Here is a 13,756-nt window from a genome sequence, read left to right on the forward strand (position 1 = left end):
GCGGCGCCCCGCGTCACCTATATCGGCGGCGCAACAGCAGGAGCCCCGCCATGCCGTCACCCTGGGAACATCACGCGCAGTCCGGTGTCGCCGACGACATCGATTTCGAGATCAAGGGTCAGGAGCTGCAGTTCGTCGAGATCGAGCTCGATCCCGGCGAGAGCGCGGTCGCCGAGGCCGGTGCCTTCGTGTGGAAGGACGCGCGGATCGGCATGACGACGGTGTTCGGCGACGGCAGCGGCGAACAGGGCGGCGGCTTCATGGGCAAGCTGCTAGGCGCCGGCAAGCGGCTGGTGACCGGCGAGAGCCTGTTCACGACGGTGTTCACCAACAACGGTCAGGGCAAGGCGCGCGTCGCCTTCGCGTCGCCGACGCCGGGCGCGATCCTGCCGCTCAAGCTCGACAAGTACGGCGGGCGGCTGATCTGTCAGAAGGACAGCTTCCTCGCCGCCGCCAAGGGCGTGTCGATCGGCATCGAGTTCCAGCGCCGCGCCATGACCGGCCTGTTCGGCGGCGAGGGCTTCATCATGCAGAAGCTCGAGGGCGACGGCTGGGTCTTCGTCCAGATGGGCGGCACCGTCGTCGAGCGCGAGCTGAAGGCGGGCGAGGAGCTGCACGTCGATACCGGCTGCCTCGCCGCCTATACCTCGACGGTCGACTTCGACCTCGTCATGGCGGGCGGCGTGCGCAGCGCGATCTTCGGCGGCGAAGGCCTGTTCTTCGCGCGCCTGACCGGCCCGGGCCACGTCTGGATCCAGTCGCTGCCCTTCGCGCGCCTGTCGGGCCGCATCGTTGCGGCAGCTGGCGGCACGGGGCAGAACCGCGGCGAAGGCTCGATGCTCGGCGGCCTCGGCGACATCATCGGCGGCAATCGGTAAGAATTGGTCTTACACATTTGCGGCTGAGTGATATCGTGCGGCGATGCTCGCCACCGCCGCACTCGTCATCCCCGCCGCCGCCGTGCCGTTGCCGCCGGCGGTGGCGGCGATGCTCGATGCGGCTGCCGCGACGGGCAATGCCGCGACGCTGAAGTCCGTTGCCGACATGGCGCGCCAGACCAACCCGGGGGCGCGCGCCGATGTCGACGCGCGCCTGGCGGGCTATGCCGCGGCGGCCGCGAAGGCTCAGCAGGAGAGACTGGCGACGCAGGCCTGGCACGAGGGTATCTCGGGCCAGGGCGAGATCGGCCTAACCCGCTCGACGGGCAATACCGACAGCACCGGGGTCGCGCTGCGCGTCAACCTGACCAAGAAGACGCGCAACTGGAAGCACGGCGTTCGCGCCACGGTCGACTATCAGCGGTCGAACGGGGTGACGCGCAAGCAGCGCTATGCTGCGGGGTATGAGGGGAATGTGCGGCTGAACGACCGGCTGTACACGGTCGCGGTGCTGGGCTTCGAGCGCGACAGTTTCGCCGGCTATTCCAGCCGCTTCACCGAGTCGCTGGGCGTCGGCTACAAGCTGGTTTCATCGCGCGCGCTGACCGTGGGGGTCGAGGCCGGCGGGGCACTGCGCCAGACCGCCTATGCGCGCATTCCGGACGAGAACAGCCCGGCCGGGCGGCTGGCGGTCGACACCAACTGGAAGCTGTCGCCCGAGATCGCGCTGACCAGCAACGCCACCGCCTATGTCGAGGACGTCAACACGACGCTGGCCGCGACGACGGCGATGACCTTCAAGGTGACGAGTGCGCTGTCGGCGCGCGCCTCGGTGGTCGTGCGGCACGAGACCGACCCGCCGCCGCTGCTCGACGACACCGACACGACGACCGCCTTCACTCTCGTCTACGGCTTCTGACCCGCCTATATCGGGGACTCAAGGAGACGCGCATGGTCAAGGCAGTGTGGAACGGCGTGACGATCGCCGAATCGGACGACACGGTGGTCGTCGAGAACAACCATTATTTCCCGTTGAGCGCCGTCGACCGCGCGCTGATCAAGCCGAGCGCGACGACGACCGTCTGCGGCTGGAAGGGCACCGCGAACTATTACACGATTGTCGCCGGCGGGGCGGAGAACAAGGACGCCGCCTGGTATTACGACGATCCCAAGGACGCGGCAGCGAACATTCGCGGCCGCGTCGCCTTCTGGAAGGGCGTCCGCGTCGGGTGACCCGCGAGGGCGCGCGCGCCGCGCTGAATGCAGCGGTGGCGCGGCTGGTGGCGCGCGCGGCGGCCGAGCGCTGGCCGATCCGCGCCGATCACTGCTTCCTGCGCATCGGATACGACAATGCGGTCGGGGCGAAGTGGGACACGGTGGTCAAGGCGCCGGCATGGCGGAACCTGCCGGTCGACCGCATCGAGGCGGCGGCCGCGGTGCTGGGGCAGATCGAGGCCGAGGGGCGGGTTGCGCTCGATGCGCTGAACGCGGCGAGCCTCGGGTATCGCGGCAAGCTGCGACCCTGACTCAGTCCGGCAGCGTCGCCACCACCGCTGCCAGCTGCGCCTGGCTCGTCACCCCGACCTTGCGGAACACGCTCTTCAGCAGGAAGCGCACCGCGTTGACGCTGACGTTGCGCGTCGCGGCATAGTCGGCGACGCTCGCGCCCGCCGCGAGGCCCGCGGTCAGCCGCGCCTCCGCCGGCGTCAGCCCGTACCACGCAACCAGCCGCCCGGCATCGAGCGCCGGGGGATCGGTCGCGCCGCCGATCGTGACGATCAGCGCGGTGCCCTCGACCGCGCCGCCCAGCGCCCGCGCCGACTGCGCGGGAACCCGCGCCGCCAGCACGGCGGCGGGCATGCCGTCGGCGGTCTCGAGGCTGAACGCCGCGCTGGCGGGCAGGGTCGCCGCCGCGAGCGTCACCAGCCGCCGCTGCGCACCCGCATCGGTGAAGCGCAGCCGCTCGCCCGCGCAGCTGATCAGCCCGCGCGCCGCAAGCGCCGAGACGTGGCGGTTGGCGGTGACGATGCCCAGGTCGGCGCGCAGGCACAGCACCGCCGAGACCGCGCGGTCGGCGGCACTGCGCGCGGCGGCCGCGTCGAGTTCGGCCGCCGCGATCCGCCGGCTGATCCGCACCGCGCGCTGGATGTGCGGCGCCAGCACGCGCAGGCCCCGGGTCAGCGCGAAGAGGTCGCGCGCCGACGGCCCCGGCATGACCAGCGCCAGCCGCGCCCCGTCGCGCCGGTCGAGGATGGCGATCAGCGCGCGGTCCATCCCCCAGCGGCTGAGGAAGTCGCGGCTCAGGCTGCTCTCGGCGAATTCGGCGCTGTCGATCAGGTCGGCGGTGTCGACGATGCTGCCCGCCCGCAGGTGCGCGACGCGGCGCGACCAGGGGTTCTCGCGCGCATGGACCGCCGAGTAGATCTCGGCGACCCCCGCCGCGACGCCGGCCGCGCCGATGAACTGCGCGCCTGCGATGCTCGGCCCCTCCCACATCAGGAAGGCGACGTCCCAGTGCAGGGGCCCGAGTGCGGCGACGATCCGCGCCAGCGTGTCGCTCCACCGCTCGGGATCGAGCGCGCATTCGTAGATCTCGCCGATCAGCGCGTCGAGCAGCTGCCAATCAGCCGCTGCCGGAGCCGAAAGATCGACGATTTCGCTCATTCGCTACCCGTCCGGGTAGCGCGGTGAACCCCGCGCAGCGTCATGACTCGCCCCGTCAATCAGGGAGTGAGTTATGCGACGTCTTCAAATCTTGGCAATGCTGACCGGAGTCGCGGTTGCGGTACCGGCGGCCGCGGAGCACATCGTGCTCGACACCAGCCTGCTGCCCAGCGCGCAGGGCTGGACCTTCGTCGGGTCCGACGAAGCGGGCGCCTTCGCCGTCGATGGCGGCGAGCTGGTGCAGTCCACCGTGGCGCGCGGCTTCGGTGCCGCCGCCGACGAGGCGTATTACGCCCGCACGATCAGCATCGACCCGTCCGACCGCTTCGCGCTGACGATAGTCGCGTCGATCTCGGCCGCCACCAGCCCCGCAGGCCTCGACTTTCCGTTCGGCTTCTCGTTCGGCGTCGGCACGCCCGCGCAGTACAGCTATGTCGGCGTCGGCGGCCCGCGGGTCGCAGCGACGACGATGCTCCCGGTGCCCGCCTATTTCGATTTCCCGCCGGGCTATGACCCGCTGGCCTTCAACACCTATCGGCTGAGCGGCGGAGGCGGCTTTGCGACGCTGACGATCAACGGCGTGGCGGTGTTCAGCAACGCGGCCTTCACGCCGGTGTTCGGCAGCCAGCTGCTGTTCGGCGACGGCACCTTCCTCGGCAACGCCGACGGGCGCATCCGTTCGCTCGAGTTCAGCAGCGGCGCGGTGCCCGAGCCCGCCAGCTGGGCGCTGATGATCGCAGGCTTCGGCGCGGTCGGGGTGGCAGCGCGGCGGCGGCGTGTCGCAGCCGCGTGACGAGTGCGGCCGCCGCCTGTAAGGGCGGCGGCCATGATCCTCGTCATCGATAACTACGACAGCTTCACCTACAACCTCGTCCATTACCTCCAGGAGCTGGGGGTAGCGGTCGAGGTGGCGCGCAACGATGCGCTGAGCGTCGACGAGGCGCTGGCACTGCGCCCCCGGGCGGTACTTCTGTCGCCGGGGCCGTGCACGCCGAACGAGGCGGGGATCAGCCTCGACCTTATCGCCGCCGCCGCCGCCGCGCGCCTGCCGGTGCTCGGGGTCTGCCTCGGCTACCAGGCGATCGGCCAGGCGTTCGGAGCCAGGGTCGTGCGCGCCGACACGGTCATGCACGGCAAGACGTCGCCTATTCACCACGACGGCAGCGGCGTCTTCGCAGGGCTCCCGAGCCCCTACGAGGCGACGCGCTACCACTCGCTGATCCTCGACGCCGACCTGCCGGACTCGCTCGTCGCCAACGCGCGCACCGCCGACGGCATCGTCATGGGGCTGCACCACCGCGACCTGCCGCTGCACGGGGTGCTGTTCCATCCCGAAAGCATCGCCAGCGAACATGGCCACGCGCTGCTGAGCAATTTCCTGGCCCTTGCGGGCATCGCCCACACGCCGCTGGCCGCCGCCGCGTGATCCGCCTCCCCGATCCCGCCGTCGCGCTCGATGCCGCGGCGGCCGAAGCCGCGTTCGGCGACATCCTCGACGGCCGCGTCGACGACGGCGCGATCCACGACTTCCTGCTCGGCATCACGCTGCGCGACGAGACCGCCCCCGAGATCGCCGGCGCCACCCGGGCGCTCCGTGCGCGCATGATCCGGGTCGCCGCCCCCGCGGGCGCGATCGACGTCTGCGGCACCGGCGGCGACGGCGCGCACAGCCTCAACATCTCGACCGCCGTCGCGATCGTCGTCGCGGCGTGCGGCGTGCCGGTCGCCAAGCACGGCAACCGTGCCGCGAGCTCCAAGGCAGGCGCCGCCGACACGCTGGAGGCGCTGGGCCTGAACCTCGACCGCGCGTCGGCCAGCGCCAAGGAGTCGCTGAACGCGCTCGGCATCGCCTTCCTGTTCGCCCAGAAGCACCACCCCGCGCTCGGCCGCCTCGCCCCGATCCGGCGCGCCATCGGGCGGCGGACGATCCTCAACCTGCTCGGGCCGCTCGCCAATCCGGCAGGGGTCACGCGGCAGCTGATCGGCGTCGCGCGCGTCGACTATCTGCCGACCTTCACCGCGGCGCTGGCGATGTTGGGCAGCGACGCCGCGCTGGTGGTGTCGGGCGAGGACAGCCTCGACGAGCTGTCGATCGCCGGCCCCAGCCGCGCCTTGGCGATCGGCCCGTGCGGACCGCCCGAACAGACAATCGTGCCCGAAGACTGCGGCCTGACCCGCCACCCACTCGACTCGCTGCGCGGCGGCGACCCGGCGTTCAATGCCGCCGCGCTGACCGCGCTGCTCGACGGCGCGCCGGGCGCCTATCGCGACGCGGTCGTCCTCAACACCGCGGGTGCGCTGATCGTCGCGGGACTCGCCGCCGACTGGCCGGCGGGTGCGGCACTGGCAGCGGCGGCGATCGACGACGGGCGCTCGGCCGCGCTGCTTCGGGCCTGGCTGGCGTTCTAGCGGCACTTGACCCGCGGGGCGGAGGGGCAGAAGCTCAGGCCATGACGGGTGAGACCTACGTACTCCTCAGCAGCGCGGTGACCTTCGGCGTGCCGCTCGTCCTCGCGGTGCTTCAGCTGCGCGGCCTCGGCCCCTCGGCGCGCGGCGGCGAGGAACCGCCGCCGCCACCGGTGATCGCACCCCTGCCCCGCCCGCTCCCCGACTGCCTGCTGCCCCGCCCCGTCGCGCGCCCTGCCGCGACTCGCGTCCGCATCCTCGAGGACGCCTGACCGAGGCATCTTAGGCGTTGCCCGATTTCGTTTCGGGGCTAGTGTGCGGGCGTCTGACTAGCCGGGGACTTCGGGATGCGCATCAGCTTTGCGGTAGCGGCCATTTTGCTTGCCGGGGCATCTGCGCTGCCAGCCGCGCCAGCCTTGGCCGCGACGGCTGCTCCTGCGCGCCCGACCTTCACCACGCCTGACGCCTGGACCCGGCGCGACGACCCCAAATTCGTCGAACTGACCGCGCCCGAGGGCGATACCCGCCTCGCCATCGTCGATGTCGCGTCCGCCGCCGATGCCAGGGCCGCCGTCGCCGCGGCGTGGAAGCTGTGGAAGCCCGACTTCGCGCGCCCGCCCAAGCTCGTCACCCTGCGCGCCGCACGCAACGGCTGGGACGAGCGGCAGGTCGTCGACTACGAGGTCTCGCCAAACGAGAAGCGCGGCATCCAGGCGGTCGCCTTCCGCGCCGGCACCGGCTGGACGGTACTGATCCTCGACGGGTCGGAGGCGACGCTGGAAAAGCGCGGTGCCGCCGTCGGCCTGGTCCTGCAGAGCCTGCGCCCCGCGGGCTACGCGCGCGAGACCTTCGCGGGCCGCACCCCACTGCCGATGACACCAGAGCGCATCGCGCAGCTGCAGGCGTTCGTCGGCGAGGCGATGCAGCAGCTCGGCATCCCCGGCGCGGCCTTCGCGCTGACCGACCGCAAAGGCACGATCTATTCCACCGGCCTCGGCGTGCGCGAACTCGGGCGCCCCGCCAAGGTCAGCGCCGACAGCGAATTCATGATCGCGTCGAACACCAAGGGCATGTCGACGCTGCTCCTCGCCAAGCTCGTCGATGAGGGCAGGCTGACCTGGGACCAGCCGGTGACGCAGCTGTATCCCGCGTTCAAGCTGGGCAGCGCCGACACGACGTCGAAGGTGCTCGTCCGCCACTTGGTTTGCGCCTGCACCGGCCTGCCGCGCAAGGACATGGAGTGGCTGTTCAACACCAATTCCGCGAGCCCCGCATCGGGCACCTTCACCCAGCTCGCCGCGACCGCACCGACCAGCGGTTTCGGCGAGGTCTTCCAGTACAACAACCTCATGGCGTCGGCGGCGGGCTATCTCGGCGGCCACCTCGCCTATCCGGGCATGGAGCTGGGCAAGGCCTATGACCGGGCGATGGAGGAGAAGATCTTCAAGCCGCTCGGCATGACCGCGACGACCTTCGACTATGCGAAGGCGATGGCCGGCGACTGGGCGCGGCCGCACGGCGACAGCATCGACGGCGCGACCGTCGCCTTCGGCAACGCGGGGATGAAGCTCAACCGCTCGGTCATCCCGTACCGCCCGGCGGGCGGCGCCTGGTCGACCGCCAACGACCTGATCAAGTACGTGCGCTTCGAACTGAACGAGGGCCGTCTCGACAACGGTACGCAGTGGGTATCGGCGAAGAACCTGCTCGAGCGGCGCGCTCCGTTCGTGCCGGTCGGCGAGGACCGTTTCTACGGCATGGGCATGCAGACCGACCGCGACCTGGGCGTCGACGTCGTCCACCACGGCGGCAGCATGTTCGGCTACAAGTCGGACATCATGCTGGTCCCGTCGGCGGGCATCGGCGCGGTCATCCTGACCAATGCCGAGGACGGCCAGTCGCTGCTGCGGCCGTTCATGCGGCGGCTGCTCGAGCTGATCTACGACGGCAAGCCCGAGGCGGCGGGCGACGTCGCGGCTGCCGCGGCACGGATCAAGGCCGAGTTCGCCAAGGAGCGCCAGCTGATCGCCCTGCCGCCCGACCCGGCCGCGGTCGCGGCGCTGGCGGGTGCCTATACCAGCCCCGAACTCGGGCCGCTCAAAATCGAGAAGCGCGGGCCCGACGTGCTGTTCAGCTTCACCACGGTGACCTCGAAAGCGGCGACCAAGAAGAACGACGACGGCTCGATCTCGTTCGTGATGACCGACCCGACGATCGCCTACGCCCCCGTCGTCGTCGCGAAGGACGGCGACCGGCGCGCGCTGATCATCCGCGACGGGCAGCACGAGTATCGGTTCGCCGAAGTCCGCTAGGTTTCCACCGGCGCGGTCCATCGCTACACGCGGGGGCGATGACCGATCTCCTGACCCGCATCTGCGCCGACACGCGCGCCGAAGTCGACCGGCGCAAGGCCCTGCGGTCGATCGCCGACCTCGACCGTGCCGCCGCTGCACAGTCCGCGCCTCGGGGCTTCCGCGCCGCGCTCGACGCCGCACCGGGGTTCGCGCTGATCGCCGAGGTCAAGAAGGCGTCGCCGTCGAAGGGGGTGATCCGTGCCGACTTCGACCCCGCCGCCCATGCCCGCGCCTATCAGGCAGGCGGTGCGGCGTGCCTGTCGGTGCTGACCGACGCGCCGTATTTCCAGGGACACGAGGACTATCTCGTCGCGGCGCGCGCCGCGTGCACGCTGCCGGTGCTGCGCAAGGATTTCATGCTCGATCCCTGGCAGGTCGCCGAAGCGCGCGCGATCGGCGCGGATGCGATCCTGATCATCGTCGCGGCACTCGACGACGGGGCGATGGCCGAGATCGAGGCGGCCGCGATCGAGCGCGGCATGGACGTGCTGGTCGAGGTTCACGACGCCGCCGAACTCGAGCGGGCATTGCAGCTGAAGTCGCGCCTGATCGGCGTCAACAACCGGAACTTGCGCGATTTTTCGGTCGATTTCGCGCGCACCTACGAGCTCGTCGGGCGGGCGCCGCCGGGGTGCACCTTCGTCGCCGAGAGCGGGCTGACCGGTCACGCCGACCTCGCCGCGATGGCGGAGCATGGCGTGCGCTGCTTCCTCGTCGGCGAGACGCTGATGCGCGCCCCCGATGTCGAGGCCGCGACGCGCGAACTGCTCGGCCGATGACCCGCCTGACGCACCTCGACGAGGCGGGTACTGCACGCATGGTCGACGTGTCGGCGAAGGCCGTCACCGCGCGCGAGGCGACCGCCGAGGGGCGCATCGTCATGCTGCCCGCGACCCGCGCGCTGATCGAGGGCGGCGCGGTGGCGAAGGGCGACGTGCTCGCGGTCGCGCGGCTCGCGGGCATCATGGCGGCGAAGCGCACCGCCGACCTGATCCCGCTGTGCCACCCGCTGCCGCTGTCAGGCGTCGAGGTCGCGCTGGCGATCGAGGACACCGGTGTGCACGTCACCGCGACGGCGCGCACGACGCACACCACAGGCGTCGAAATGGAAGCGCTGACCGCGGTGACCGTCGCGCTGCTGACGATCTACGACATGGCGAAGGCGGTCGACCGCGGCATGGTCATCGAGGGGGTGCGCCTGCTCGCCAAGTCGGGCGGACGGTCTGGAGACTGGACCGCGTGAGCGGGCTGCTGAGCGTTGCCGACGCGCAGGCGCGGCTGCTCGACGGGGTCGCGGCGCTGCCCGCCGAGACGCTGCCGCTGGCCGGGGCGATCGGCCGCGTGCTGGCCGGGGACGTCGTCGCGCGGCTGGCGCAGCCGCCCTTCGCGGCGTCGGCGATGGACGGCTATGCGATCCGCTGGGCCGACCGCGCGGGGCCGTGGCGCGTGATCGGCGAGGCGGCGGCGGGGCGAGGGTTTCCGGGCACGGTCGGCGCAGGCGAGGCGGCGCGGATCTTCACCGGTGCGCCGCTGCCCGACGGCGTGGACACGGTGGTCGTGCAGGAGGAGGTCGCGCGGGACGGCGACACCGCGCGCCTGACCGGCGAGGGGCCGCCGCGCGAGGGCGCTCATATCCGCCCGGCAGGCCTCGACTTCGCGGCCGGCGCGGTCGTCGGTCAGGCTGGCGCTCGCGTCACGCCGGCACGCGCCGGGCTGCTCGCCTCGGCGGGGCACGGCACGGTCGCGGTGCATCGCCGCCCGCGCGTCGTCCTGCTCGCCACCGGCGACGAGCTCGTGCCGCCGGGAACGGTCCCCGCCGCCGACCAGATCGTCAGCTCGAACGGCGTCATGCTCGCGGGGCTGTTGGGGGCCTACGCCGAGGTGATCGACGGCGGCATCGTGCCCGACACGCGCGAGGCGCTCGCCGCCGCCGTGCAGGGGGCCGACGCCGACGTGCTGGTGACCATCGGCGGCGCGTCGGTCGGCGACCACGACCTCGTCGTGCCGGTGCTGCGCGACCTCGGCGCCGAGATCGGCTTCTGGAAGGTCGCGCTGCGCCCCGGCAAGCCGATGCTGAGCGGGCGGCTGGGGGCGACGCGCATCGTCGGCCTGCCGGGCAACCCGGTGTCGGCGTATGTCTGCGCGTACCTGTTCGTCGTGCCGCTGCTGCGCGCGCTGGCGGGCGAGCGCGATGTGCTACCGCCGCTGTTCACCGCCACGCTGGGAAGTCCGCTGCCCGCCAACGGGCAGCGGCAGGATTACATGCGGGGCTGGGCGACCGCCGGGCCGGTGGTCACCGCCGCTGCGCGTCAGGACAGCGCTATGCTCGGGGTGCTTGCGGATGCCAACGTACTGATCGTCCGCGCACCCCACGCGCCCGCCGCGGACGCCGGCGCAACGGTGTCGTGCCACGCGCTTGACTTTGTTCCGGGTGTTGCCTAATCGTTCCCTATTGGTTCCAAGGGGACGATGATGCTGACGCGCAAGCAACATGATCTGTTGACCTTCATCGACAAGCGGCTTGCCGCCGACGGCGTGTCGCCGTCGTTCGAGGAGATGAAGGACGCGCTGGCGCTCAAGTCCAAGTCGGGCGTCCACCGCCTGATCAATGCGCTCGAGGAGCGCGCCTTCATTCGCCGTCTGCCCAATCGAGCGCGCGCGCTCGAAGTGCTTCGCATGCCCGAGGTACGCGAGAACAACGTCGTGCAGGGCGACTTCGCCAAGGCCCGCCGCGAACCCGCCAACGACGTCATCGAGGTGCCGCTGCACGGCCGCATCGCCGCCGGCCTGCCGATGGAGGCACTCGAGAGCGACCGCAGCCTGAGCGTCCCCGCCGCGCTGCTCGGGCCGGGCGATCACTACGCGCTCGAGGTGTCGGGGGATTCGATGATCGACGCGGGCATCTTCGACGGCGACTATGCGCTGGTGAAGCGCTGCGACACCGCGCGCGACGGCGACATCATCGTTGCACTGGTCGACAACAGCGAGGCGACGCTCAAGTATCTCCAGCACGAGAAGGGCATGATCCGCCTCGATCCGGCGAATGCGACGCACCGGCCGCAGCACTATCTGCCGTCGCGGGTGAAGGTGCAGGGCAAGCTCGCGGGGCTGCTGCGGCGGTATAACTGAGCTTGTCGTCATCCCCGCGAAGGCGGGGACCCAAGGTCACCAAGCGTGATCGATGTCGCGTCCCCCTGGGCGAGAATTTGCGAACTTGGGTCCCCGCCTTCGCGGGGATGACGGGGTGAGGGGGTGGCGTGCCCTACCGATCCCCATAGCTCGGCGCCGTCTCGGCCACGCTCGCCCGCGCCCGATACGGCGCCGGCACCGGCAGCCAAGGGTGGTCCCCGATCCGCGCCGCCACCGTCCGTACCTCGGGCTCCGACCCCAGCCAGATCGCCACCGCTCCCGTGGTATTCAGCGTCGCCCGGTCGAGCTTGAGCCAGCGCGGCGCGCACCACGCCGGCAGCCGCCGCGCACTGACCACGATGTCCGCCGCCGCGCACGCGGGCGCGAAGCGTTCCCTCGGCACCCGGTCGCGCGAGATCGTCGCGAGCAGGCGCCAGCGCCGCCCCTCGGCAGCCAGGTCGGCGACGCACGCATCAATGCTGCACCGCGCACCCGGCAGGTCGGCGAGCGCGACATCCGCCGTCGTCGCCGCGGTCGCGTCGCCCCACATGTCGCGGATGTAATCGCCGGCGCGGTCCCGCAGCAGCGCCAGCCGCCCGTCGGGCACCAGGTACGCCGCATGCCGCCCGTCGCCGCTGACCAGCAGGTCGGGCGGCCGCGCCAGCACCGCCGCAACCAGCCCCGCCGCGAGCGGCAGCGTGCCCACAAAGCGCAATCGCCCCTGCCAGATGCACAGCCACAGCCCGCCCGCGACGATCCCGGCATAGGCGAGGTCGGGCATCATCGGCAGGCGGATCACTGCCCCGGGCCACCCCGCGACGACGCGCGCCACATCGACCAGCACGTCGAGTGACTGGCCGAGCAACCACGCCGCCGGTGCCGCGACCCCCACCGCGTCGGCGAGCAGGGTCAGCAGCAGCAACGGCATGACGACGAAGCTGGTCAGCGGGATTGCCACGAGGTTCGCGACCACCCCGAACAGCCCGGCGCGGTTGAAATGGTAAAGCGCGGTCGCCGCCAGCATCGCCTCGGCGACCAGCCCCGTCACGACGAGCGCCAGCAGGTGCCGCGCCAGCCGCGCGCCCCACCCCTGCGACCGCGCAGGGTCGGACAGCCAGCGCCCGAAGCGCGACTGGTACAGCGCGACGATCCCTGTGACCGCGGCGAACGACAGCTGGAACGACGGCCCCAGCAGCGCCTCCGGCCGTACGCACAGGATCAGGAAGGCGCCCGCCGCGACCATGCGCAATGTCAGCGCCTCGCGCCCGATGGCGATGCCGACCAGCACGATCAAAGTCGCGATGCACGAGCGGACTGTCGGCACCTCGCCGCCCGCGAGCAATGTGTACGCCACCCCCGCCAGCGCCGCGACCGCCGCCGCGATCCCCTTGACCGGCCAGCGCAGCGCGATCCACGGGCTCAGCGTCAGGGTCCGCCGCACGAACCACAAGGTCCCCCCGACGACGATCGCGATGTGCAGGCCGGAGATCGACAGCAGGTGCGCCAGCCCCGCGTCGCGCATGTCCTGCGCCACCGGCACCGGGATCGGCCCCTGCTCGCCGGTCACGAACGCCGCGCCGATCGCGCCCGCCGCACCGGGCACGAGCGCGTACAGCCGTGCATTGATCGCCGCGCGCGTCGCCGCCAGCCAGCCGAGCAGCCCCGCGGGCGGCGGCGCGCGCGCGGTCACCGTCACCGGCCCGAGCGGATAGCCCGTCGCCCCCGTCTCGCTGAACCACGCCCGCCGCGCGAAATCGTAGCCCCCCGGCACGCTGGGCCCCGCGGGCGGCATCAGCGCGGCCTTCAACGTCACGCGCGCGCCCGGCACGACGCCGGGGACCGGCTCGCCCTTGGCGCTGATACGGACATGGCGCGGCAGCGCCGGGTCGTCGAGCGTCAGTCGGAAGCGGAAGCGCTCGCCCCCGCGCGTCACCTGCGTCTCTTCGACGACGCCTGCGATCTCGCCGGTAAAGCGGTCCGTCAGCACCGGCGCCGCGACCGACGCGCTGCGCCACTCCGCAAGCGCCAGGCCGAGCAGCACGAGCACCCCGCCCCACAGCAGCAGCCGCGCCGACAGACCGCGCAATGCCAGGCCCGCGACCGCCGCCGCACCCGCGACGACCGCGGCCGCGACACGCTGGTCGTGCCACGGCAGGCCGAACCAAAGCGCAACGCCGGCGCCCAGCGCGACGGGCGCAAGCAGCGGAAGCTGGTGCCGCTCGGACCCCAGCCATGCCTCTATCGCCGCTGCGGGTGCTGCCTGCGCCCAGCGGGTTTGAAGCGCGCCGAACCCCGTGCTAACCCGCACCCCCGTCTCCCCCGACG

At 71.8% G+C, this 13,756-nt stretch carries 15 protein-coding genes; 13 read left to right on the top strand and 2 right to left on the bottom strand.

The features are described 5' to 3' along the window. Positions 1–50 precede the first annotated feature (50 nt). The 4 genes from FMM06_RS11375 to FMM06_RS11390 are packed head-to-tail and all read left to right on the top strand — an operon-like array spanning position 51 to position 2,404. Positions 51–878, top strand: a complete 828-nt coding sequence (locus FMM06_RS11375; protein WP_144237512.1) for a TIGR00266 family protein — start codon at positions 51–53, stop codon at positions 876–878. Between the two features lie 43 nt (positions 879–921). Beyond that, a complete protein-coding gene (locus tag FMM06_RS11380; RefSeq protein ID WP_144237513.1) occupies positions 922–1,797 on the top strand; it encodes a DUF481 domain-containing protein in 876 nt (291 codons plus the stop codon). Between the two features lie 32 nt (positions 1,798–1,829). Continuing rightward, positions 1,830–2,111: a DUF427 domain-containing protein gene (locus tag FMM06_RS11385; RefSeq protein ID WP_144237514.1), complete on the top strand. Its 282-nt coding sequence runs from the start codon at positions 1,830–1,832 to the stop codon at positions 2,109–2,111. After that, positions 2,108–2,404, top strand: coding sequence for a GCN5-related N-acetyltransferase (locus tag FMM06_RS11390; RefSeq protein ID WP_144237515.1), 297 nt, complete (start codon positions 2,108–2,110; stop codon positions 2,402–2,404). Before FMM06_RS11385 ends, FMM06_RS11390 begins: the two co-directional genes overlap by 4 nt. 1 nt (position 2,405) lies before the next feature. On the opposite strand, the gene FMM06_RS11395 is transcribed toward FMM06_RS11390, so the two are convergent. After that, positions 2,406–3,542 carry a helix-turn-helix transcriptional regulator gene (locus FMM06_RS11395; RefSeq protein WP_144237516.1) on the bottom strand — a complete coding sequence of 379 codons (1,137 nt, stop codon included), beginning with the start codon at positions 3,540–3,542 and terminating at the stop codon, positions 2,406–2,408. 73 nt (positions 3,543–3,615) lie between these two features. On the opposite strand from FMM06_RS11395, the gene FMM06_RS17225 reads away from it, so the two are divergent. The 9 genes from FMM06_RS17225 to lexA all read left to right on the top strand — a co-directional run bounded on the left by FMM06_RS17225 (position 3,616) and on the right by lexA (position 11,431). Continuing rightward, positions 3,616–4,335, top strand: coding sequence for a PEPxxWA-CTERM sorting domain-containing protein (locus FMM06_RS17225; protein ID WP_235889287.1), 720 nt, complete (start codon positions 3,616–3,618; stop codon positions 4,333–4,335). Between the two features lie 33 nt (positions 4,336–4,368). After that, entirely contained in the window at positions 4,369–4,968 is a 600-nt protein-coding gene (locus tag FMM06_RS11405; protein WP_144237517.1) for an anthranilate synthase component II, read from the top strand. Beyond that, the gene (gene trpD / locus FMM06_RS11410; protein ID WP_144237518.1) at positions 4,965–5,951 is read left to right on the top strand and encodes an anthranilate phosphoribosyltransferase; all 987 of its coding nucleotides are present in this window, start codon (positions 4,965–4,967) and stop codon (positions 5,949–5,951) included. Before FMM06_RS11405 ends, trpD begins: the two co-directional genes overlap by 4 nt. Positions 5,952–5,992: 41 nt before the next feature. Next, positions 5,993–6,220 (top strand): hypothetical protein, encoded by a 228-nt coding sequence (locus FMM06_RS11415; RefSeq protein WP_144237519.1) that lies wholly within the window; start codon positions 5,993–5,995, stop codon positions 6,218–6,220. A gap of 144 nt (positions 6,221–6,364) precedes the next feature. After that, positions 6,365–8,260 carry a serine hydrolase domain-containing protein gene (locus FMM06_RS11420; RefSeq protein WP_207790280.1) on the top strand — a complete coding sequence of 632 codons (1,896 nt, stop codon included), beginning with the start codon at positions 6,365–6,367 and terminating at the stop codon, positions 8,258–8,260. A gap of 38 nt (positions 8,261–8,298) precedes the next feature. Next, complete coding sequence (gene trpC, locus FMM06_RS11425) at positions 8,299–9,081, top strand: indole-3-glycerol phosphate synthase TrpC (RefSeq protein WP_144237521.1); 783 nt, start codon at positions 8,299–8,301, stop codon at positions 9,079–9,081. Further along, complete coding sequence (gene moaC / locus FMM06_RS11430; RefSeq protein ID WP_144237522.1) at positions 9,078–9,545, top strand: cyclic pyranopterin monophosphate synthase MoaC; 468 nt, start codon at positions 9,078–9,080, stop codon at positions 9,543–9,545. The genes trpC and moaC overlap by 4 nt, the downstream gene beginning before the upstream one ends. Next, positions 9,542–10,744 carry a molybdopterin molybdotransferase MoeA gene (locus tag FMM06_RS11435; protein WP_144237523.1) on the top strand — a complete coding sequence of 401 codons (1,203 nt, stop codon included), beginning with the start codon at positions 9,542–9,544 and terminating at the stop codon, positions 10,742–10,744. Before moaC ends, FMM06_RS11435 begins: the two co-directional genes overlap by 4 nt. A 30-nt stretch (positions 10,745–10,774) precedes the next feature. Then, the gene (gene lexA, locus FMM06_RS11440) at positions 10,775–11,431 is read left to right on the top strand and encodes a transcriptional repressor LexA (protein WP_144237524.1); all 657 of its coding nucleotides are present in this window, start codon (positions 10,775–10,777) and stop codon (positions 11,429–11,431) included. Between the two features lie 133 nt (positions 11,432–11,564). On the opposite strand, the gene FMM06_RS11445 is transcribed toward lexA, so the two are convergent. Next, positions 11,565–13,739 (bottom strand): ComEC/Rec2 family competence protein, encoded by a 2,175-nt coding sequence (locus FMM06_RS11445; protein ID WP_185965163.1) that lies wholly within the window; start codon positions 13,737–13,739, stop codon positions 11,565–11,567. Positions 13,740–13,756 lie beyond the last annotated feature (17 nt).

Origin of the sequence: Glacieibacterium frigidum (assembly GCF_007097155.1) — a bacterium.
GTDB lineage: Bacteria > Pseudomonadota > Alphaproteobacteria > Sphingomonadales > Sphingomonadaceae > Glacieibacterium > Glacieibacterium frigidum.